Source organism: Aeromonas sp. s11 (assembly GCF_040907945.1).
GTDB lineage: Bacteria > Pseudomonadota > Gammaproteobacteria > Enterobacterales > Aeromonadaceae > Aeromonas > Aeromonas veronii.
Genome location: NZ_JBFOCU010000061.1, coordinates 185,135 through 206,370 on the forward strand (window position 1 = coordinate 185,135; position 21,236 = coordinate 206,370).

20 protein-coding genes and 5 tRNA genes are annotated in these 21,236 nt (G+C 59.6%); 16 read left to right on the plus strand and 9 right to left on the minus strand.

Going from position 1 to position 21,236, the window contains the following annotated elements:
* Nucleotides 1-25: 25 nt before the first annotated feature.
* The 3 genes from nudE (at nucleotide 26) to AB5Y84_RS18350 (ending at nucleotide 3,193) form a co-directional block, all read left to right on the plus strand.
* Nucleotides 26-634 carry an ADP compounds hydrolase NudE gene (gene nudE / locus AB5Y84_RS18340; protein ID WP_168176965.1) on the plus strand — a complete coding sequence of 203 codons (609 nt, stop codon included), beginning with the start codon at nucleotides 26-28 and terminating at the stop codon, nucleotides 632-634.
* 37 nt (nucleotides 635-671) lie between these two features.
* A complete protein-coding gene (gene cysQ, locus AB5Y84_RS18345; RefSeq protein ID WP_005357849.1) occupies nucleotides 672-1,484 on the plus strand; it encodes a 3'(2'),5'-bisphosphate nucleotidase CysQ in 813 nt (270 codons plus the stop codon).
* A 437-nt stretch (nucleotides 1,485-1,921) separates the two neighbouring features.
* Nucleotides 1,922-3,193 carry an aromatic amino acid transport family protein gene (locus AB5Y84_RS18350; RefSeq protein WP_071913476.1) on the plus strand — a complete coding sequence of 424 codons (1,272 nt, stop codon included), beginning with the start codon at nucleotides 1,922-1,924 and terminating at the stop codon, nucleotides 3,191-3,193.
* A 70-nt stretch (nucleotides 3,194-3,263) separates the two neighbouring features.
* Here the strand turns inward: AB5Y84_RS18350 and AB5Y84_RS18355 are convergent, their stop codons facing one another.
* From AB5Y84_RS18355 to metJ, 3 genes are all read right to left on the minus strand, one after another.
* Nucleotides 3,264-3,602 (minus strand): tRNA-binding protein, encoded by a 339-nt coding sequence (locus AB5Y84_RS18355; RefSeq protein ID WP_005343050.1) that lies wholly within the window; start codon nucleotides 3,600-3,602, stop codon nucleotides 3,264-3,266.
* 72 nt (nucleotides 3,603-3,674) lie between these two features.
* Nucleotides 3,675-4,409: an AraC family transcriptional regulator gene (locus AB5Y84_RS18360; protein ID WP_042053270.1), complete on the minus strand. Its 735-nt coding sequence runs from the start codon at nucleotides 4,407-4,409 to the stop codon at nucleotides 3,675-3,677.
* Between the two features lie 41 nt (nucleotides 4,410-4,450).
* Nucleotides 4,451-4,774, minus strand: a complete 324-nt coding sequence (metJ, locus tag AB5Y84_RS18365) for a met regulon transcriptional regulator MetJ (RefSeq protein ID WP_005340251.1) — start codon at nucleotides 4,772-4,774, stop codon at nucleotides 4,451-4,453.
* Nucleotides 4,775-4,979: 205 nt separating this feature from the next.
* Here metJ and metB point away from each other — a divergent pair, with 205 nt between their 5' ends.
* Both metB and AB5Y84_RS18375 read left to right on the plus strand, forming a co-directional pair.
* Nucleotides 4,980-6,152, plus strand: a complete 1,173-nt coding sequence (gene metB, locus AB5Y84_RS18370; RefSeq protein WP_368177530.1) for a cystathionine gamma-synthase — start codon at nucleotides 4,980-4,982, stop codon at nucleotides 6,150-6,152.
* The gene (locus tag AB5Y84_RS18375) at nucleotides 6,152-8,608 is read left to right on the plus strand and encodes a bifunctional aspartate kinase/homoserine dehydrogenase II (RefSeq protein ID WP_199428089.1); all 2,457 of its coding nucleotides are present in this window, start codon (nucleotides 6,152-6,154) and stop codon (nucleotides 8,606-8,608) included. The genes metB and AB5Y84_RS18375 overlap by 1 nt, the downstream gene beginning before the upstream one ends.
* Nucleotides 8,609-8,699: 91 nt before the next feature.
* On the opposite strand, the gene AB5Y84_RS18380 is transcribed toward AB5Y84_RS18375, so the two are convergent.
* Both AB5Y84_RS18380 and AB5Y84_RS18385 read right to left on the minus strand, forming a co-directional pair.
* A complete protein-coding gene (locus tag AB5Y84_RS18380) occupies nucleotides 8,700-9,965 on the minus strand; it encodes an inorganic phosphate transporter (RefSeq protein WP_005343043.1) in 1,266 nt (421 codons plus the stop codon).
* Between the two features lie 25 nt (nucleotides 9,966-9,990).
* Nucleotides 9,991-10,671: a TIGR00153 family protein gene (locus tag AB5Y84_RS18385; RefSeq protein WP_005340244.1), complete on the minus strand. Its 681-nt coding sequence runs from the start codon at nucleotides 10,669-10,671 to the stop codon at nucleotides 9,991-9,993.
* Nucleotides 10,672-10,840: 169 nt separating this feature from the next.
* On the opposite strand from AB5Y84_RS18385, the gene AB5Y84_RS18390 reads away from it, so the two are divergent.
* A complete protein-coding gene (locus AB5Y84_RS18390) occupies nucleotides 10,841-11,809 on the plus strand; it encodes an inorganic triphosphatase (protein ID WP_368177531.1) in 969 nt (322 codons plus the stop codon).
* 80 nt (nucleotides 11,810-11,889) lie between these two features.
* Here the strand turns inward: AB5Y84_RS18390 and dapA are convergent, their stop codons facing one another.
* Complete coding sequence (dapA, locus tag AB5Y84_RS18395; RefSeq protein ID WP_043820620.1) at nucleotides 11,890-12,762, minus strand: 4-hydroxy-tetrahydrodipicolinate synthase; 873 nt, start codon at nucleotides 12,760-12,762, stop codon at nucleotides 11,890-11,892.
* A gap of 280 nt (nucleotides 12,763-13,042) precedes the next feature.
* Between dapA and rsmC the strand changes: the two genes are divergently transcribed.
* The 9 genes from rsmC (at nucleotide 13,043) to AB5Y84_RS18440 (ending at nucleotide 18,044) form a co-directional block, all read left to right on the plus strand.
* Complete coding sequence (rsmC, locus tag AB5Y84_RS18400) at nucleotides 13,043-14,071, plus strand: 16S rRNA (guanine(1207)-N(2))-methyltransferase RsmC (protein ID WP_368177532.1); 1,029 nt, start codon at nucleotides 13,043-13,045, stop codon at nucleotides 14,069-14,071.
* Between the two features lie 151 nt (nucleotides 14,072-14,222).
* Nucleotides 14,223-15,440, plus strand: a complete 1,218-nt coding sequence (gene glgC, locus AB5Y84_RS18405; RefSeq protein ID WP_005340236.1) for a glucose-1-phosphate adenylyltransferase — start codon at nucleotides 14,223-14,225, stop codon at nucleotides 15,438-15,440.
* Nucleotides 15,430-16,890 (plus strand): glycogen synthase GlgA, encoded by a 1,461-nt coding sequence (glgA, locus tag AB5Y84_RS18410; protein ID WP_368177533.1) that lies wholly within the window; start codon nucleotides 15,430-15,432, stop codon nucleotides 16,888-16,890. Before glgC ends, glgA begins: the two co-directional genes overlap by 11 nt.
* A gap of 128 nt (nucleotides 16,891-17,018) precedes the next feature.
* Nucleotides 17,019-17,104 (plus strand) — tRNA-Leu (locus tag AB5Y84_RS18415).
* A 53-nt stretch (nucleotides 17,105-17,157) separates the two neighbouring features.
* A tRNA-Leu gene (locus AB5Y84_RS18420) sits at nucleotides 17,158-17,243 on the plus strand.
* Nucleotides 17,244-17,287: 44 nt separating this feature from the next.
* A tRNA-Leu gene (locus tag AB5Y84_RS18425) sits at nucleotides 17,288-17,373 on the plus strand.
* Between the two features lie 46 nt (nucleotides 17,374-17,419).
* Nucleotides 17,420-17,505, plus strand: a tRNA-Leu gene (locus AB5Y84_RS18430).
* A 71-nt stretch (nucleotides 17,506-17,576) separates the two neighbouring features.
* Nucleotides 17,577-17,662, plus strand: a tRNA-Leu gene (locus AB5Y84_RS18435).
* 109 nt (nucleotides 17,663-17,771) lie between these two features.
* Nucleotides 17,772-18,044, plus strand: a complete 273-nt coding sequence (locus AB5Y84_RS18440) for a late competence development ComFB family protein (RefSeq protein WP_005343036.1) — start codon at nucleotides 17,772-17,774, stop codon at nucleotides 18,042-18,044.
* On the opposite strand, the gene AB5Y84_RS18445 is transcribed toward AB5Y84_RS18440, so the two are convergent.
* Nucleotides 18,039-18,248: a hypothetical protein gene (locus AB5Y84_RS18445; RefSeq protein WP_005343034.1), complete on the minus strand. Its 210-nt coding sequence runs from the start codon at nucleotides 18,246-18,248 to the stop codon at nucleotides 18,039-18,041. The genes AB5Y84_RS18440 and AB5Y84_RS18445 overlap by 6 nt on opposite strands.
* A 301-nt stretch (nucleotides 18,249-18,549) precedes the next feature.
* Here AB5Y84_RS18445 and nhaC point away from each other — a divergent pair, with 301 nt between their 5' ends.
* Complete coding sequence (nhaC, locus tag AB5Y84_RS18450) at nucleotides 18,550-19,959, plus strand: Na+/H+ antiporter NhaC (protein WP_005357819.1); 1,410 nt, start codon at nucleotides 18,550-18,552, stop codon at nucleotides 19,957-19,959.
* 137 nt (nucleotides 19,960-20,096) lie between these two features.
* Here the strand turns inward: nhaC and erpA are convergent, their stop codons facing one another.
* On the minus strand, nucleotides 20,097-20,447 hold the full coding sequence (erpA, locus tag AB5Y84_RS18455; RefSeq protein ID WP_005340225.1) for an iron-sulfur cluster insertion protein ErpA: 351 nt from the start codon (nucleotides 20,445-20,447) through the stop codon (nucleotides 20,097-20,099).
* Nucleotides 20,448-20,534: 87 nt separating this feature from the next.
* Nucleotides 20,535-21,230 carry a DUF6776 family protein gene (locus AB5Y84_RS18460; RefSeq protein WP_368177534.1) on the minus strand — a complete coding sequence of 232 codons (696 nt, stop codon included), beginning with the start codon at nucleotides 21,228-21,230 and terminating at the stop codon, nucleotides 20,535-20,537.
* Nucleotides 21,231-21,236: the final 6 nt, after the last annotated feature.

Sequence of the window (21,236 nt, forward strand, 5' to 3'; positions counted from 1 at the left end):
TTTTTTAACGAGCAGCCAGCGTCCGATGAGCGACCCCCACAAGAGCAGACCCGAGCACATCTCAGCCGACCAACTGGATCACCCCAAGAGCAAGCCGGAGATCCTCAAAGCCGATATCGTGGCCGAGAGCCGGCTGTTCAGAGTGGAGTCCCTCCACCTCAAGTTCTCCAATGGCGAAGAGCGGGTCTACGAGCGGATGCGCGGCGGCAACCGGGGTGCAGTCATGGTGGTGCCGCTGTTCGATGCCCACACCCTGCTGCTGGTGCGCGAATATGCCGCGGGCACCCACTCCTACGAGCTGGGCTTCCCTAAAGGGCTGATCGACCCGGGCGAAGATGCCTTCGAGGCTGGCAACCGGGAGCTGATGGAAGAGGCGGGCTTTGGCGCCAACAGCCTCACCCTGCTCAAACAGGTGTCGCTGGCGCCCGGTTACTTCTCCAGCCGGATGGACATCCTGCTGGCGCGGGACCTCTTCCCCGAGCAGCGGATCGGCGACGAGCCCGAACCGCTGGAAGTGATCCCCTGGCCCCTCAACCGGATCGACGAATTGCTGGCGCGCCCCGACTTCACCGAGTCGCGCAGCATCAGTGCCCTGCTCTTGGCCCAGAAGTGGCTGGCGGAGCAAGCAGAGTAGCCCGCAGACGGGCAGTTAACAGACAGAGGATAACGAGATGCAGGAGTTGTTGGCCTGGGTGCCGGGGGTCAAGGAGATTGCCCGCGAAGCTGGAAGGATCCTTCACGACATCTATCATGGCGGTCAGTTCGAGCGTCAGCTGAAGGAGGATGCCACTCCGGTCACCAGTGCCGATCTTGCTGCCGATGCCTACCTCAAACAGGCGCTGTCGGCGCTCACCCCCCATGTGCCGGTGCTGACCGAAGAGGCAGCCGACATCCCCTTCAGCCAGCGATCCAACTGGCGACAGTACTGGCTGGTGGATCCTCTCGACGGTACCGGTGAGTTCATTGCGGGCAGCGGCGACTTCGCCACCCTGATCGCGCTGGTGCGGGACAATGTGCCGGTGCTCGGGGTCATCTATGCTCCCGAGTCCAACGTGCTCTACTGGGCGGTGCGCGGCTACGGCGCCTTCAAGGAGGTGAATGGCGAGGTACTGCCCATCAGCGCCATGCATCACGAACATGACCAGCCCGACTCGCTGGTGGTTGCTATCAGCCGCCGCCAGAAGCTGGAAAACCTCACCCGCCGTCTCAACCCGGCCATCAACTACGAGCTGATCCCGCTTGGCTCCAGCTCCCTCAAATCCTGTCTGGTGGCGGAAGGGGCGGCCGATTGCTACGTGCGACTCGGCCCCACCGGCGAATGGGATACCGCCGCCGCCCAGTGCATCGTCGAAGCAGCCGGTGGCCGCATCCTCAGCCTGGCGTTGCAGCCGCTCAGTTACAACGAAACCGAGTCGCTGGAGAACCCTGACTTTATCGTGATGGGGGATCCGGATCTCGCCTGGGGCAACATTCTGGCCCACTAGACGAGTAGCGATATCATCACACCAGACAAGCAGGCGGCCCGATGGCCGCCTGCTTTGTCAGGGAAGTTTCCCCGAGTGATGGCCGGTGTGATCCGCTGGTCAAAGCACTCTTGAACAGCGTGATACGCTGGCAAAGCGGCAAAATGATAGTGAAACATCACAATCGGTCGGCGAGAAATGGTGCGATTTTTCACGTAATTCTGAAAACACCTGATTAGTCAAAATAAAAAAATGATAGCCGATCGAATTTTGGTTTTATATTTCACAAAAATAGCCAATATCAGTTTTGTTGCATTCTGCGACCCAGATTCCATTCCCAATCTCGCTGGCTAAACCCCGCAATGGTAGTGATATGTTTCAGTCTCGCTTTTTGAGAATTAAATCCCGATAAACCACAATAAACTCAGATTAAAACACTAACAAAAAGTGAATTAGTAATGAGTTTATCTGTAGAGGCTACCAAGGAGCTATCCGGTTCCTGCTCCACCACGGCCAGCACCACCCGCTGGCGCCGTCACGACACCCACTGGGTCATCAGCCTGTTTGGCACCGCCGTTGGCGCCGGTATCCTGTTCCTGCCTATCAATCTGGGTCTGGGCGGGATCTGGCCCCTCGTCATCGTCGCAGTACTGGCAGGCCCCATGACCTTCCTCGCCCACCGCGGGCTGGCGCGCTTCGTGCTCTCCTCTTCACGTCCCCACGCCGACTTCACCGAAGTGGCGGAGGAGCACTTCGGCAAGATGGCCGGTCGCCTCATCTCGGCGCTCTACTTCCTCTCCATCTTCCCGATCCTGCTCATCTACGGGGTCGGTCTGACCAACACGGTGGAGAGCTTTATGGTCAACCAGCTCGGCATGGCAACCCCGGATCGGGTGATGCTCTCCGGCGTGCTGGTATTCGCCATGATCGCCGTGATGCTGGCGGGTGAGAAAGCGATGCTGCGCGCCTTCGCCTTTATGGTCTATCCGCTGGCGGCCATTCTGGCAGCCCTCTCCTGCTACCTGATCCCTCAGTGGCAATGGCCGGAAGTGACCGCGTTTGAAGGAGTCAGCTTCCTCAACACCGTCTGGCTGGCGCTGCCGGTCACCGTGTTCGCCTTCAGCCACGCCGCCGCCATCTCCGGCTTTGCCAACGTGCAGCGTCGTGAATATGGCGAGCAGGCAGAAGCCAAGAGCGGCCTGATCCTGCGCAACACCACAGTGATGCTGGTGGGCTTTGTGCTGTTCTTCGTCTTCTCCTGCGTGCTGAGCCTCTCGCCAGCCCAACTGGCCGAAGCCAAGGCCCAGAACGTCTCTGTGCTCTCCTATCTCGCCAACATCACCGATAACCCGGTGATCGTGACTCTGGGACCGCTCATCGCCTTTATCGCCATCAGCTCCTCCTTCCTTGGCCACTTCCTCGGTGCCCGTGAAAGCCTGAAAAGCCTGATCGCCAAGCCTACCGGCCTGCCGCTGGCCAAGGCGGACAAAGTCGGTATCGCCCTGATGTTCTTCTCTATCTGGGGGGCCGCCGTCATCAACCCGGGCATTCTGGGGCTGATGGAGACCCTCTCCGGCCCGGTCATCGCCATGATCCTGTTTATCATGCCGGTGATTGCAATCTACAAGGTGGAGGCGCTGGCCCGCTTCCGTCACGGCTGGACCAACGGCTTTATCCTGCTGACCGGTTCGCTGGCGGTATCGGCGCTGATCTTCAGCCTGTTGAAGTAACGACTCGCAGCAGAAAACAAAAAGAGAGGCGACCTTGGGTCGCCTCTCTTCTCTCTGTTCGGGTGTGAGCTCAGCCCAGCCTGGCGCCGTTCTCCACCGCTTGCTCGGGGATAGCCATCACTACAGCGCCATCCGGCCGATAGAAACCGGTCAGCAGAAACTCCGACTGAAACGGGCCGATCTGCTTGGTCGGGAAGTTGACTACGGCGATGATCTGGCGGCCCACCAGCTGCTCTGGCTGGTAGAGTGCGGTGATCTGGGCGCTGCTCTTGCGAATCCCCAGTTCAGGGCCAAAATCCGCCCACACCTTGTAGGCCGGTTTGCGCGCCTCGGGGAACGGCTCGACCCGCACCAGGGTACCCACCCTCAGCTCCACCATCTCGAAATCCTGCCAGCTAATCGTCTCCATTTCGGCTCCTGTTTATCGTGCACCTTGCATGACCCGCAGCATGGCCCAAAGAGAGAAGGCTGTCTTCGGCGATCAGCCGTTTCGTTGCGGCAGGTGGCCGTTTTGCTGGCGCCAGAGGGACGGAGTGAGCCCGGTCTCGGCCAGGAAGCGCTCGCCGAAGGCCCCCTGATTCTGGTAGCCGCAGCGGCTGGCAATCTCCCCAACGGGCAGTTGCGTACCGGCAAGCAGGGTTCGCGCCAGTGCCATGCGCCGGCTGCGAATGTAGTGGGAGACGCTTACCCCCAGTTGTTGGCGAAAGGCGAGCTTGAACTGGCTCTGGCCAAGGCAGGCGATGGCGGCGAGTTGCTGATTGGTCAGCGGGGCGGCGAGATTGGCATCGATATGGCGCTGCACCTTGAGGATGCGAGCGGCAAGACGCGGGGTGGCAGTGCTCTGCATCCCCTGCCCTTCCGCCAGCAGGGAGAGCCACACCTGCGCCATGCCCGCCACCTGCCGCCCTTCGGCCACCATGCGGTGCAGAAAAGCGAGGTAGTGGCGCTGGGGCTCATCCAGCTCGATAAAGGGGTGAGCCGCCAGATCGCCGGGTAGCCAGTCGCTCTCCTGCACCAGAAACGAAAGCGCGGGATCGGCGGCGTAGTCGTGCCGCTCGCCGGGAGCGATGATGCAGGCAGAACCGGGGGCAAGCCTGCGCCCCCGGCCCTGCACCTCGATCTCGAGGGGGCCGTCGAGGGGGATCACCAGCTGGGCAAAGTCGTGGCTATGGCTGCAGAAGTGGTGGTGATAGTGGCGCAGGCTGAAGCGGGACATGGCAGATAGCAATGACGCGGCCAGGGCCGCGTCATTGGGGGTTATTCCTTGTCGAAATCTTCGATCTCTTTGCCCAGCGCTTCCATGATGGCGCGCGCTTCGGCCGGGACACTGTCCGGTTGATCCTTGCGCAAGTCTTCGTCGCAAGGGAGCGGCTGGCCGGTGAAAGCGTGCAGGAAGGCTTCACAGAGCAGCTCGCTGTTGGTCGCATGACGCAGGTTGTTCACCTGACGGCGGGTGCGCTCATCGGTCAACACTTTCAACACCTTGAGCGGGATCGAGACGGTAATCTTCTTGACCTGTTCGCTCTTCTTACCGTGTTCCGCGTAGGGGCTGACGTAGTCGCCGTTCCACTCTGTTCCCATGACTCACCTGTTCTCATTTAGCCGTGAGCGCGGATTTTAACCCTTAAGGAAATTAATGGCAATCCAACAGCAAAGCCATTTAGACGTCTGGAAGTGTTGACGGCTTTTTTAAGCTGGCGTAGTGTGGTTGACCATGAGCCCGCAATGGCGGGATGGCGCGTGGCAGCAAGATGCCGGCGTGTGAAAAGACATCAAGGAGAGTGATATGACCCACAAGGCCACCCTGGCGGTTCGCACCGGGATTGAGACAGACACACAGCACGGTGCCGTGGTGCCCCCCATCTACCTCTCCAGCAACTACACCTTTGCCGACTTTGGCGAGCCCCGTCAATACGATTATGCCCGCTCCGGCAATCCGACCCGCACCAATCTGGCGGACGCGCTGGCGGCGCTGGAAGGGGGCGCAGGCGCCGTGGTTACCGGCACCGGCATGGGGGCCGTCCATCTGGTCACCACAGCACTGCTCAAGGCGGGGGATCTGCTGCTCGCCCCCCACGACTGCTACGGCGGCACCTGGCGTCTGTTTGAGTATCTGGCGGCCAAGGGCCACTACCGGGTGCAGTTTGTCGATCAGGGTGACGAGGCCGCACTGGCCGCCGCACTGGCGCAAAAGCCTGCGCTGGTATGGGTCGAGACCCCCTCCAACCCGCTGCTGCGGGTGGTGGATATCAGCGCCATTGCCAGCGCCGCCCACGAGGTGGGTGCACAGGTGGTGGTGGACAACACCTTCCTCTCCCCCCTGCTGCAACAGCCGCTCGCACTTGGTGCCGACGTGGTAGTGCACTCCACCACCAAGTACATCAACGGTCACTCCGACGTGGTGGGCGGAGTGGCGATTGCCAAGGAGGCAGCACTGGCCGAGTCGCTGGTGTGGTGGGCCAACTGTCTGGGGCTCACCTCCGGGGCGTTCGATTCCTACCTCACCCTGCGCGGCCTGCGCACTCTGGCCCCCAGATTGCGCACCCATCAGGAGAATACCGATCGCATCCTCACCTTCCTGCAACAGCAGCCACTGGTGAAACGCATCTATCACCCCAGCCTGCCGAGCCATCCGGGCCACGATATTGCGCGCCGTCAACAGTCCGGCTTCGGCGCCATGCTAAGTTTTGAACTCGATTGCAGCGAGGCAGGCATTCGCGCCTTCCTCGCGGCCCTCACCCTCTTCTCGGTGGCCGAGTCCCTCGGCGGGGTGGAGAGTCTGGTGGCCCATCCGGCCAGCATGACCCACAGAGCCATGACCCCGGCGGCGCAGCAGGCAGCAGGCATCAGCGCCCAACTGCTGCGGTTGTCGGTCGGTATTGAACACGGTGAAGACCTGGTGGCCGATCTGGCTCAGGCTTTTGAACAGGCGCAGCAGGCAGAACAGGTAGCGAAGTAATGGAACAGCAGCAACAAGGAGAGATCGCGGTGGCAGCAGAAGCAGGATTGAAGCGGCGTCACGTCCACAAGTTTGGTGGCAGCAGTCTGGCGGATCCGGTCTGTTATCGCCGGGTCGCCAGTATCGTTGAACAACAGGTGGGCGGGGATGAACTGATCGTGGTCTCCGCCGCTGGCAAGACCACCAACCGGCTGATCCAGCTGGTGGAGCTGGCCGAAGCGGGGGACGAAGCCGCCGGTGAAGCCATCTCTGCCCTTCAGGCCTATCAGCAGAGCCTGATCGACGGCTTGCTGGAGGGTGAACTGCAGCTCGACCTGAGCAAGCAGCTGGCCGACGACATGCAGCTGATCGCCAAAACGCTGGAGGGACAGTTTGACCGCTTCGCCCGCAACGGCCTGCTCGCCTTTGGCGAAGTGTGGTCGGCGCGCCTGCTGGCTGCCCTGCTTACCAGTCGCGGCGACAAGGCTATCTGGCTCGATGCCCGCAGCTTCCTGCGCGCCGAGGATGGCGCTCTGGTCAAGGTGGATACCGCCCTCTCCAGCGAACTGCTCAAGGCGCGACTGGCGGAGCATGCCGGTCGCATCGTGGTAACCGGCTTTATCGCCGCCGACATGGAGGGGCGCTCCCTGCTGCTCGGTCGCAACGGATCTGACTACAGCGCCAGCCTGTTGGCGCTGCTGGCGGACGGCGAATCCACCACCATCTGGAGCGACGTGGCCGGTGTCTACAGCGCCGACCCGCGCCGGGTGAAGGAGGCACGCCTGCTGGAGCGCCTGAGCCTCGCCGAAGCCAACGAGCTGGCCCGCCTCGGCTCGTCGGTCTTGCACTCGCGCACCCTGCAACCGGTGGCCGACAGCCGCCAGCGCCTCACCCTGCGCTGCAGCTACAACCCGGACGAGGGCTGCACCCACATCCTGCGCCGCGCCCCCCGCTCCGGTGGAGCCCGCATCGTCTCCTCGGTGGATCAGATCGCCCTCATCGAGCTGAAAGTGCTGCCGCAGACCAACTATGAACAGACGGTGGCCACCATCGAGGCCCATCTGGCCCGCCACCGTCTCAACCCGCTCACCCTGCAGCGCCAGCCGGATCGCCGGATCCTGCGTCTCGCCTACACCCTTGAGGTAGCACAGGGCGCCTTCGAGCTGCTGCGCGACTTCCAGCTGCAAGGGAGCTTCACCGGCCTCATTCAGAAAGAGGGGTACAGTCTGGTAGCGCTGGTCGGCGCCGGTGTCACCGACAACGCAGAACAGTGTCATCGCTTCTATCAGCTGCTGGCAGATCAACCGCTGGAGTTCGTCCAGGTGGCCCGAGATGGCCTGAGTCTGGTGGCCGTGCTGCGTCAGGTAGTGCTGGAGCCGCTGCTCATCGCCCTGCACAGCGCCCTCTTCAGCCGCCCGACCCGGGTCGGACTGGTGGTGTTCGGCAAGGGCAATATCGGCGGCCACTGGCTGAGCCTCTATGCCCGCGAAAAAGCACGGCTCGAACATGAGCTCAATCTGGCGCTCACCCTCTACGGGGTGTTCAGCTCGGAAGGGGGCCTGCTGGATGAAGAGGGGCTCAACCCCCTCAAGGTACAGGACAACTTCAATCCCAAGCCGCTGATCTGGCCGGAGTTGCTCTCCCAGCTTGAACAGCACGGCTTCGATGCGCTGGTTGCGCTGGACATGACCGCCAGCGAAACGGTGAGCCGCTACTACCCCGACTTCGCCCAGCTTGGCATTCACATCATCGCCGCCAACAAGTTTGCCGGTGCTGCCGACAGCGAGTTCTACCAGCGCATCAAGCAAACCTGCCGTGACCATCAGGTGCAGTGGCGCTACAACGCAACCGTGGGCGCAGGGCTGCCAATCCAGTCCAGCATCCAGATGCTGCGCCAGAGCGGCGACCGCATTCAGGGGGTCTCCGGCATCTTCTCCGGCACCCTCTCCTGGCTGTTCCAGCAGTATGACGGCACCCGCCCCTTCTCCGAGCTGGTGGACGAGGCGTGGCAGCACGGTCTGACCGAACCGGATCCCCGCGAAGATCTCTCCGGTCAGGATGTGCGGCGCAAGCTGCTTATTCTGGCGCGGGAAGCAGGCTTCGAGCTCGACTCCGCCGATATCGAGCTGGAGAATCTGGTGCCCGTTACGCTGCGCAAGGTGACCGCCGATCAGTTCATGGACAGACTGAAAGAGCTGGATGGCCCGATCCAGACCGCCTTTGAAGGGGCCAAGCGCCTCGGCAAGGTGCTGCGCTACGTGGCCCGCTTCGAGCATGACGGCAAGGCGCGGGTCGGACTGGAGGCGCTGGAGCCCCACCACCCGTTTGCCAACCTCTTGCCGTGCGACAACATCTTCGCCATCGAGAGCGACAGCTATCGCACCAACCCGCTGGTGATCCAGGGGCCGGGGGCGGGTCGGGAAGTGACCGCCGCCGCTATCCAGTACGATCTGTGGCAGATCTGCGCCAGCCTCTAAGGCAGATTGCAAAGGGAGCAGCACCTCTCTCCCGCGCACAATAAAAAAGCCCGAGTCGATGACTCGGGCTTTTTGCTGAATGCCGCTTCGATTAGGAGAAGCAGGCTTGCAGCACGTAGAAGATGGCGATAGCCAGAATGGCACCGGCAGGCAGGGTGATGATCCAGGAGACCACGATGTTGCGCAGTACCCCCAGGTTCAGCGCCGCAATGCCGCGCGCCAGACCGACACCCATCACAGCACCGACCAAGGTCTGGGTGGTGGAGATGGGCAGACCGGTACCGGAGGCAATCACTACGGTCGCGGCAGTCGCCAGCTGGGCAGCAAAACCACGGCTCGGGGTCAGGTGAGTGATGCCGGTACCGACCGTCGCCATCACCTTCTCGCCCATGGTCGCCAGACCGATCACGATACCGATACCGCCAAGGGGCAGGATCCACCAGGCAATGGCTGCCTGACTGGAAATCTCACCACCGGAAGCCACGATAGAGGCCACTGCAGAGAGCGGGCCGATGGCGTTGGCCACGTCGTTAGAGCCGTGGGCAAAGGCCATGGCACAGGCAGTGATCACCATCAGGATGCCGAACACCTTCTCCACGTTGGCGAAGTGCATCTTGCTGTCATCCTGCGGGTTGTACTTCTGGCCGCGAATGTAGATCCAGCCGGCAAACGCCACTGCGATGGAGATGGCGATGGAGAGCAGAATGCCCTCGCCATCGCTCAGGTGCAGACCGACGTGGGTCAGCCCCTTCTTGATGGTCACCAGACAGATCACCAGTGCAGTCAGGAACATGTAGAACGGCACATAGCGCTTGGCGTTGTTCAGGGGATCATCGGTGTTGAAGATAAGCTTCTGCACGCTGATGAACATGAAGTAGGCGATGACACCTGAGATGGCCGGGGTGATGACCCAGGAGCCGACGATGCCACCAAACTTGCTCCACTGCACCGCTTCCGGGCCAATGCTCACCACCGCAAAACCGACGATGGCGCCGATGATGGAGTGAGTGGTAGAGACGGGCCAGCCGAAGTAGGAGGCGAGGATCAACCAGGCGCCTGCCGCCAGCAGGGAGGCGATCATGCCGAGCACCAGCAAGTCCGGACTATCGACAAACGCATTGCTGTCGATGATGCCGTTACGGATGGTGGCCGTTACTTCGCCACCGGCCAGATAGGCGCCGGCAAATTCGAAGATCATGGCAATGATGATCGCCTGACGAATGGTCAGGGATTTGGTGCCGACCGATGTTCCCATGGCGTTGGCTACGTCATTCGCGCCAATGCCCCAAGCCATCAAAAAGCCGAACAAGGCCGCCACGAGCACCAGAGTGGTGCCGTAATTCGCGATAATGTCCATTAATAGTGTTTACCCAGTCAGTCGATTACGAACGAGCCAGCATCAGTTCCAGACGGGCGCCTACACGCTCGGCCTGATCTGCCAGGTCACCTACCCATTCGAGGATCTTGTAAAGGAACATCACATCGATCGGATTGTAATTGTGCTCAACCGCTTGCAGCTGTTGGCGCAGTCCGATCTGCATGGTGTCTGTATCGTCCTCGATCAGATCCAGCTGGTGGATCATCTCGGCAACCATTTCCACTTCCCGTCCTTTGAAGCCGGTCTCGAGCAGCTCGTCGAGCTCCCCGATCGCTTTCTCGGCCTGAGCGGTCGCATCAATACAACGTTTGAGGTAAGCCATGAAATCCGTCCGCATTTCGGCGGGGAACTCCATGCGACGACCAAGCATGCGGCCGGAGATATCCTTGGCACGGTTGGCAATCTTGTCTTGCTGGGTCAACAGCTCCAGCAGGTCGGTGCGTGCAACCGGCAGGAACAGGCCGCGAGGCAGTTTCAGACGGATTTCACGCTTGAGGGTATCTGCCTCTTTTTCCAGCTGGGCGATCTGCTGCCGGATCTTCTCGGCATCTTCCCAACGGTCTTCGGCAACTGCGTCAAAGAAGGGAACCAACTGCTGGGAGCACTGGTGAACCTTGACGATATGCTTCTGCAGCGGCTTGATGGGGGACTTGGCAAAAAGCCCCAAAATAGTATTTACTGGCATGGCCAAACCTGTGTCGGTGAAAAAACACTCGATACGATTTTATGAGGCGCGCATGGTAACCGAACTGCGCCCTCAATTAAACCGCGAATTAATCTAGTCGTCTCGCGGGCATTATATCCCCGCGACCCGAATCCTGCCCCCCAAAGTTGCCTGCCAGCCCGGAATGACTATGCAAACTGAGATCGAGATAAAGTTTTTTGTCGCCCGCGACATTCAACCCGAGTTATCCAACCTGCTGAATTCTCTTGAGATTAAAGAATCATCACAACAGCAGCTCGGCAACGTCTATTTCGATACGCCGACCCTGGCTCTGCGCCAACTGGATATGGGGCTGCGTATTCGCCGCTGCGATGCCTTCGCCGAGCAGACCATCAAATGCCGTGGCCAGGTGGTGGGCGGCCTGCATGCCAGACCCGAGTACAACGCCCCTGTCAGCGGCGATCTGCCGACCCTCTCGACCTTTCCCGATGAAATTTGGCCGACCCTGACCGAGCGTGACCACATTCAGCAGCAGCTGGTCGCCCAGTTTCGCACCGACTTCCTGCGCCGCCACTGGCTGATCGTCTTCGAGGGGGCCGAGATTGAGCTGGCCTGGGATCAGGGAGAGATAGTCGGCAGTAAAGGCAGCACCACCATCAACGAGCTGGAACTGGAGCTCAAATCAGGCGCTACCGCGGCGCTGTTTGCACTGGCCCGGCGCCTTGCCAGGATCGGCGGGCTGCGCCTTGGCGCCCAATCCAAGGCCCAGCGCGGCTATCGACTGGCCGGGCTCGGCAAACCGCTGGCCCTGCAGGCACTGGTCGCGAGTGAAGATATTGAAAGCATGACAGGGATCAGCGAGGGGCTGCGTCACTGGCAGCATCACGAGCAGCTCTGGCTGGAGCATTTGCAGGATGAATGCGTTCAACAGCAGGCACTCGCGGCCCTGTGCCAGGGGATCGATCTGGTCGCCCGCACTGCGGCCGCGCTGCCACAACCCGCACCTTGGCTGCCAGCACTGACCAGCCTGCACGCCCATCTGCAAGCCCAATCGGACGAGCAAAACGAGTGGCCTGCCGAACTGGCCGATCTCTTCCTCTATCCGGCATATGTCGAGTTGCAGCTGGCCATCGCCGCCTGGCTGCATCACGCAATCTGAGTAGGGCGATGTCGTAAATACAAAGGCCAGAAACAAAAGCCGAAAACAAAACGGGTGAGCCTTGGCTCACCCGTTTTGCATTACAGCAGGTTGAGCTGCTGCATGGCGCTGCGAATGCGCTCGCGGGTCGCTTCCGACAGCGGCATCACCGGCAGGCGGCACTCCTCGCTACAGAAACCGAGCAGGGAAGCGGCATATTTGGCACCAGCCGGGCTCGGCTCGGCAAACATCGCCTGATGGAGCGGAATGAGCTTGTCTTGCAGCTCACGCGCTTCTTGCCACTTGCCCGCCAGCGTGAGGTTCTGCACCTCGGCCACCAGCTTGGGCGCCACGTTGGCGGTCACAGAGATACAGCCCTGACCACCGCCGATGTTGTAGGCCACAGCCGTGGCATCTTCACCGGATAGCCAGGCGAAAGGCTTTTTGATCAGCTGGCGCTCGGTCCAGGGGCGCGCCAGATCGCCAGTCGCGTCTTTCACCCCGGCAATGCGCGGCAGTTCGGCCAGACGGGCCAGGGTCGCGGGCTGCACATCGACAATGGCGCGCGGCGGGATGTTGTAGACGATGATCGGCTTGGCAGTGGCGTCGTGGACAGCCTTGAAGTGGTGGTAGAGCCCCTCCTGATTGGGACGGTTGTAGTAACCGGCCACATGCAGGGTGGCATCGGCGCCCACCCGCTCTGCATGGAGGGTGTACTCGATGGCTTCGACCGGGTTGTTGGAACCGGCCCCGGCAATCACCGGAATGCGACCTGCAACCTGTTTGACCACCAGCTCCACCACCCGGCAGTGCTCGTCGTGGGTCAGGGTCGGACTTTCGCCCGTGGTGCCTACCGGCACAATGCCGTGAGTACCCTGTTCGATATGCCACTCCACCAGACGCAGCAGCGCCTCTTCATCCAGCTTTCCCTGTCGAAACGGGGTGATCAACGCAACGATTGAACCTTGAAACATGGGATCTCCTTCTCCTAAATGACGCGCATATGGCAATAAAAAACCCCGGTACGATGTGCGCAACCGGGGTTTGAAGCTTCTCAGGGATGAGAGGTTACGCGCGAACGTCGGCAGGCCCGAATTTCAGGCTTTTTTTGTGCTTTCGTTTCAACCCGTTGAACCGCATTTCGTCATCTCTGGTCAAAAAATGGTGTCTGGGCATATTTCGGGAACACGGCATAAATGTCAAGGCGAAAGGGGCTATGTATAATGGCCGCCCAAAATTGCGTGGAGAGACCCGATGAGCAGCCCTATCAGTGCCGTCAGCCAGATGCTGGAACGAAACCAAGCCCTCTTTGTCGGCAAGCGGCTACTTGTCTGTGGCGCGCTGGAGGATGACTATCCCCGCCAGCTGGCGAGCCTGGCCCAGACCCTGACCGTCTTTACCACCGATTACTGCTACTACCGCAGCCAGCAGGCCGCCCTCGGCGAGGCTATCCTGTTCGACCACCAGCTCGGTGGAGCCCCGCGCTTCGATGCCCTGTTGCTGCTGATGCCCAAGGCCAAGGCCGAGGCACAATATCTGCTGGCCATGATGACCCCCTTGCTGGAAGCGGGTGCCGATCTGTTCCTCGCCGGTGAAAACCGCGGCGGCATCAATGGCGCCGACAAGCTACTGGCCCCCTATGGCGAAAAGCCGATAAAGCGCGATTCGGCGCGCCGCTGCTCGCTCTATCACGGTGAGCTGAGCCAACCGGTTGAACCTTTCAATCTGGATAGCTGGTTTGGCCGCTATCAGTGCAAGGCCGGTGATACCGAACTGACCGTGCTGGCGCTGCCCGGCGTCTTCAGCGCCGCCGAGCTGGATCTCGGCACCCAGATGCTGCTGGCTGCAGTGCCACCGATGACGGGCGAATTGCTCGATTTTGGCTGCGGCGCCGGGGTAATTGGGTCTGTGCTGGCCAAGCGCAATCCGGATCTGCGGGTCAACATGGTGGATATCAGCGCACTGGCGCTCGAATCGAGCCGCCGCACCCTGGCGATCAACGGTCTGCAGGGCAAGGTCACAGCTTCCGATGTCTATTCGGATGTCTCCACCCGTTTCCAGCACATCGTCTCCAACCCGCCATTCCATGCGGGTCTCAAAACCTTCTATGCGGCAACCGAGCAGTTCCTAGCCAAGGCGCCGGAATTTTTGCTGCCAAATGGTTCGCTGACCATTGTTGCCAACGCCTTCTTGCGCTATCAGCCTATACTGGAGACACACTTCAAACGGACTGAAGTGATCAGCAGTGATGCCAAATTCAAGGTCTATCTGAGCAAAATGTAAATAAGTGTAAGCAGCACAATAAAACAGCTAGAGAGCGCCATCCGGCATCTGATAAGGTATTAAGCACACGATAAAAACCACCCCTTTAGGGGTGTTTTTATACCGAACATTGAAAACCTTTTCATGTTGTTCATTCAGGGAGAGAAATACGATGGCAGGCATTTTGACCATGATCCTGGCTGGTGGCGAAGGTACTCGCCTGCAGCCTCTGACCACCACCCGCAGCAAGCCTTCCGTCCCCTTCGGTGGCAGCTACCGGCTAATCGACTTTGTCCTCAACAACTTCGTCAACGCCGACTTTCTGCGCATCTATGTACTGACCCAATTCAAATCACAGTCCCTCTACCTGCACATGAAGAAGGGGTGGAATATCGTCGGCATCACCGACCGTTTTATCGATCCCATCCCGGCCCAGATGCGAATGGGCAAACGCTGGTATGACGGCACCGCCGATGCCATCTACCAGAACCTCGGTTTTATCGAGCGAGCCGAACCGGATCACGTCTGCATCTTCGGCTCCGACCACATCTACAAGATGGATGTGAGCCAGATGGTCACCTTCCACAAGCAGAAGAACGCCGCCATGACGGTCGCGGCACTTCGCATGCCCATCGAAGAAGCGAGCGCCTTCGGGGTGATCGAGGTGGATACCGAAGGGCGGATGATCGGCTTTCAGGAAAAACCAAAGCAGCCCAAGCACATTCCCGGCGATCCGACCCAGGCGCTGGTCTCCATGGGAAACTACATCTTCGAGACCGATGCCCTCTGCCGCGAGTTGAAGCGGGATGCCGCCGAGGAGAACTCCAGCCACGACTTTGGCAAGGATGTGATCCCGAGCCTCTACCCGCGTGCCCCCGTCTATGTCTATGACTACAGCACCAACGTCATCCCCGGCGAGAAACCGCACGTCTACTGGCGGGATGTGGGCACCCTCGACTCTTATTGGCAAGCGCATATGGACCTGGTGGCCGACAATCCCCCCTTCTCCCTCTATAACCGCAAGTGGCCCCTGCACACCCACTATCCGGCGCTGCCGCCTGCTACCTTCATCGACAGCGACGAGTGCAAGGTGAAGATCGCCAACTCCCTGATCTCCGCCGGTTGCTTCATTCAGGGCAGCCAGATCCAGCGATCCATCCTCGGTTTCCGCTGCAATATCGGCGCGTGCAGCCATATCAGTGAGTCCGTGCTGCTGGGGGATGTGAAGATTGGTGAAGGCTGCTCCATCCGGCGCGCGATCATTGATAAAAACGTTGAAATTGCGCCCGGCACCGTTATCGGTGAAAATCTGGACCACGATAGAGAGCGATTTACCGTATCCGAAGGCGGTATCGTGGTGGTACCTAAGGGAGCAAGAGTTGGCTATTAACCCACTGAAAATCCTGTTTGTTGCCTCGGAAGTTGAGGGGCTGGTCAAGACCGGGGGCCTGGCCGATGTCGCCAGAGCCCTGCCGATGTACCTGGCCCAGAAGGGGCATGACGTCAGGATCATGCTCCCCTTCTACAAGACGATAAAGCGACGGGATGAGGCCAGACTGGTGGCGTCACGCTGGTTGCCAACCCACCCCGGGCTGCCTGATATCGGTTATCGTATATACCAGATGGAGCTGGATGGCGTCTGCGTCTATCTGCTCGACTGCCCGCAATATTTCGATCGTCCCCAGCTCTACGCCGAGAACAACCAGGCCTATCCGGATAATGGCGAGCGCTTTGCCTTCTTCTCGGCCGCGGCCCTCCATGCCTGCGAGCAGCTCGGCTTTGCCCCTGATATCGCCCACTGCAATGACTGGCACACCGGCCTGCTGCCACTGCTGCTGAAAACCCGTCACGCCCACAACCCCTTCTTCCAGCAGACCCGCAGCATAATTAGCATTCACAATGCGGCGTTTCAGGGTGTGTTTGGCCGCGAGCAGTTCTGGGCCATGCCCGAGATCGCCGACTACGAACGCCGCATCAACTACGACTACGGCCACGTCAATCTGCTCAAATGCGGGGTGCTCTACGCCGACAAGATCAACGCAGTCAGCCCCAACTATGCCCAGGAGCTACTGACTCACCTCGGCGCCCACGGCATGGCGCATATCTTCCAGCAGCGGGCGGCGGATCTCTGCGGCATCCTCAACGGCTGCGACTACAAGGACTGGGATCCGGAGTTCGACGAATTCCTGCCTGCGACCTACAGCATCGACAACATGGCTGGCAAACAGATCTGCAAAGAGAGCCTGCAGCAGGAGGCGGGGCTGGCCGTGGCAGGCTTGCCCATCTACGGCATGGTTTGCCGCCTGACCGAGCAGAAGGGCGTTCCCCTGCTGCTCCCTGCGCTGGAGAAATTCCTCCACCATCAGGTACAAGTGGTGATCGTCGGCTCTGGCGATCCTGCGCTCGCCACGCAACTACAAACCATGGCCCGGGATTATCCGGGCAAGCTCGCCTTCATCAACACCTATGACGATCGGCTGGCCCATCTGGTCGAAGCCGGTGCCGACTTCTTCCTGATGCCCTCGCTGTTCGAGCCTTGCGGCCTCAACCAGATGTACAGTCTCGCCTATGGCACCCTGCCACTGGTGCGGGCCGTGGGTGGTCTGAAAGATACCGTGGTGGATTGGGATGCGGATCCCGAGCATGCCACCGGCTTCTGCTTCAACGATCCGACTGCCGCCATCCTGCTCGATACCATGCGCCGCAGCCTGCTCTATTTCCTGCAGGACAAAGAGCGTTTTGCCAAGGTGCAGCGCAATGCCATGAGCACCCGCTTCAACTGGCCTGACTCGGTCACCCAGTATGAACGGATGTATCAGAGCGCATTGGGCCGTTACTGAATGCCAAACGTCAGCTAATTGCTGAAGTTTTGTACCCTTGGCGCCACTTTGAGCGTCAACAGCGAAAAAAGTCCCCTTTGGCTGTTGACGCTCCCCCAAAACTCTATAGAATCCCCCTCCGCAGTGATGCGAAGGTGGCGGAATTGGTAGACGCGCTAGCTTCAGGTGTTAGTGTCCCACGGATGTGAGGGTTCGAGTCCCTCTCTTCGCACCAATACTGCCATGCTGATTCAGCAGCATGTAAATCCAACTAGAAAACCCGAATGTGCGAAGGTGGCGGAATTGGTAGACGCGCTAGCTTCAGGTGTTAGTGCCCCCCGGGTGTGAGGGTTCGAGTCCCTCTCTTCGCACCATGCTTCTCCAGACAGCATGTAAATCAAAACTGGTAACACAATGTGCGAAGGTGGCGGAATTGGTAGACGCGCTAGCTTCAGGTGTTAGTGTCCCACGGATGTGAGGGTTCGAGTCCCTCTCTTCGCACCATGCTTTATCCAGACAGCATGTAAATCCAGACTGGAAACCCGAATGTGCGAAGGTGGCGGAATTGGTAGACGCGCTAGCTTCAGGTGTTAGTGCCCCCCGGGTGTGAGGGTTCGAGTCCCTCTCTTCGCACCATGATTCTGACATGTAAACACAGAGCAATGCGCTCCAACCGCATTTAAAAACCAGCTGGAGAAAATCAGTGTGCGAAGGTGGCGGAATTGGTAGACGCGCTAGCTTCAGGTGTTAGTGTCCCACGGATGTGAGGGTTCGAGTCCCTCTCTTCGCACCATTCATTACGCAAAAGGCCCATCACGAAAGTGATGGGCCTTTTGTTTTTACTCCTTGTTATGGCTATGCTTTTGACGACTCCCCGCTCATCGTCATGCCAAGGAACGCATATGATACTGGATACCGACATTCACAACTTTTACGAACATCTGGTGCTCAAGGAGATTGAGAAACAGGGGCTGCAGCAAAAGCTCAACAGCGATCAGATGGCCGACCTCTGCTGCCTCACCCTCAACCAGCTCCCCGCCCACTATATTCGCCACAATGTCGACATGATCTACTTCCTGACCGACGCCAAGCGCACCGAAATGGAGAAACTGGTGGTCGAATCGCTCAAGGTGGCACAGCAGAAGATCAAGCAGGCTCCCGTCAAAAGCTCATAACCAGGGCTGCTGCCAGAGCAGGGTGACGATACCGGTCAACCCGGCCACTGGCAGCAAGATCAAGGCGGGCCGCAATCCGGGCTCCAGCATCACCCAGGCAGCCAGCAGAAAACCTACACTCCAGGTGCCGTACTCTTTATCCTGACCCCATGCGAGTACGGCCACCGCCACCAGCAACATCATCCCCCGCAATATCCAGCGCATTGTTTTCTCCCCAACCAACAATTGATAATAATTATCATCTTCATCTACTGGGGATGCAAGTAGCGTCACGGGTAAGCTTCGTATGTGACCCTTAGTGTCAACAGGCCGCTCAAAAACGGGTTATGAGATCAACTAATTTGTGATTTTTTCAATCAAATGTGCATTTTTGCCAATTTGATGGGGCTTTAACCCGCCGGGTTTGTGGTAGATTGCGGCCTCTTTTTGGGTTGCCTCCTCGGGATCGATGTATCCACAGGACGAGAGGGAGTGACCTTGGCGAGCAAGAGTTTAGGAAGTATCTATGCAAAACCAACAAAACCACATCCGACTACCGGGCATGGCACAGGTGTTTGCCTGTCTGGCCATTTTCCTGGCCCTGGCATTCTCGTTCACCAGCGTGCTCGATCTGCCGATCCAGCTGGCGCTGTTCATCGCCTGGTTCGTCATCATGGGGCTTGGCATCAAACTCGGCCACGATTACAAATCTCTGGAACAGGCAGCCGTTGACGGCGTTGCCAAGGGGATGGGGGCCATCCTGATCCTGGTCTCCGTCGGTGCCCTGGTCGGCACCTGGATTGCCGGCGGCATTGTTCCCAGCATCATCTATTTCGGCCTCAAGGTGATCCATCCGTCCATCTTCCTGCTGGCAACCCTGATCATCTGCTCCCTGACCTCGCTGGCCACCGGCACCTCCTGGGGCTCTGCCGCCACCGCCGGTATCGCCATGATGGGGATCGGCCACAGCCTCGGCGTGCCTGCGCCGCTGGTAGCTGGTGCCGTGCTCTCCGGCGTCTACTTCGGTGACAAGCTCTCTCCGCTCTCCGACTCAGTAGTGCTGGCGTCCACCATGTCCAACGTCGACGTGGTGGAACATATCAAGGGGATGCTGCCCATCAGCCTGCTCTCCTATGTCATCACTGCCGTGCTATTCACCGTAGTGGGCATGCAGTATTCGGGCAATGTCAGCCTGGAGCAGGTCAATCTGGTGATGGAGGCTCTCGACAACCAGTTCAACATTACCCCACTGGCCATAGTGCCGGTGGTGCTGGTACTGGGCCTGTTGGCCAATCGCAAGCCCGCCTTCCCGGTGATCAGCTTCGGCGCCCTGCTGGGCCTGATCTGGGCCATCGCCTTCCAGGGCATGGATCCGGTCAAGGCAATGCACTCGGCTTATAGTCCGTTTGCCATCACCTCCGGCATCGACTTTATCGACAACATTCTCGGTCGCGGCGGCATGGAGTCCATGCTGGGCTCGGTCGCGGTCATCATCTTCGGTCTCGGGTTTGGCGGTCTGCTGGAGAAGGTCGGCATTCTGGAAGTGATTGCCAGCGCCTTCGAGAAGCGCATCAATAGCGTCGGCAGCCTGACCAGCCACACCATCGGCACTGCGTTTCTGGCTAACGTGTTTGGCTCGGCCATGTATGTGTCGCTGATCCTGACTCCCAAGATCATGGCCAAGAACTACGACCGACTGGGACTGGCGCGCAAGAACCTCTCTCGCAACGCCGAGTTTGGCGGCACCCTCACCTGCGGCATGGTGCCCTGGAGCGACAACGGCATCTTCATGGCCGGAGTGCTGGGGGTGGCAACCCTCGACTACCTGCCTTACATGTGGCTGAGCTTCACCTGTATCATTGTGACCATCACCCTCGCCTACATGGGCAAGGCGGTGAACCGGATCCCGCTGGTCGCGGCGGCAAGCTCCCGCTAAGCCATCCTGAAACAACAAAGGCGCCACCAAGGCGCCTTTGTTGTTTCAGGGGGGATGCTGTTTTACCGTCATCCCAGAGCCCACAAACAAAAACAGCCCTCGTTGCCGAGAGCCGTTTCATCAGACCGATACGCCGATCAGATGGAGAAGCTGGAGCCACAGCCACAGGTCGTGGTGGCATTGGGGTTGGTCACGGTAAAGCGTGAACCCTCCAGGCCCTCGGTGTAATCCACGCTGCCACCTACCAGATATTGCAGGCTCATGGGATCGATCACCATGGTGACGCCATTCTTCTCGACTACGGTGTCCCCGTCGTTGATCTTCTCATCAAAGGTAAAGCCATACTGGAAACCGGAGCAGCCCCCACCCGTGATGTATACCCGCAGCTTCAGCTCGGGATTCTCTTCCTCGGTGATCAGGTTCTTCACCTTGTTGGCCGCCGCATCCGTCATCTGGATGGGCAGCGGGGCTTCTGCTACTGCACTCATTACTGACCTCACAACCATTAGATCCACAAACATGGAAACCGCGAAATTATCCAATACCCGACCATTCAGTTCAAGTATTCACCACGTTTAACCGGCCGCGGGAACCGGAGCAGGCGGCGCGGCGACCAGCGGCTTGATCACCTCGCCCCACTCAACCAGCAGCTCTTGCGCCGGTTGCCTGCCATCCTTGTTGATGGTGACACGGATCCGATCCGGCACAAAGCCTTCCGGCAACTGCCAATTCCCTTCCAGCAGCTGAAAATAACGCAGGGCATAGCGCCACCCGCTCACCTTCATCCCGAGATCGCGGCCGGTTAGCGTCTTCGGCTTGTCAGCCAGACTCCCCTCGACCCGGATCTGCACCTGACCACGAAACAGCTCCCGCTTTTTGGCGGGCTGGGTCAGGGCGAGACGATAGTGGTAGCGACCGGGAATGCTGGTCTCCTGCAAGGTCAGGTTATCGATCACCACCCCCACCTGTTCGCCGGTGGGGCGCATGATCCGCTCGAAAAAGGCCAGCTGGCGCTTGAGCTCCTGCACCTGCGCCTCCTGACTCTTCAGGGTGGTCTGCAACTGCTCGAAGGCCGCTTTCTGGGTCGCCAGCTGGGTATCTTTCACCCCCAATTCGGTCTTGAGCTGGCCGATGGCCTTGCCCTGATGATCCAGCGTCTCCTGCTGTACCACCAACAGACTGCTCTGGGCCAGCTCCTGACGGTTCCCGACAAAGTAACCGATGAGCCCGCCAACGGCTAACACGACCAATAACTTCAATAGATTGGACATAGCCCC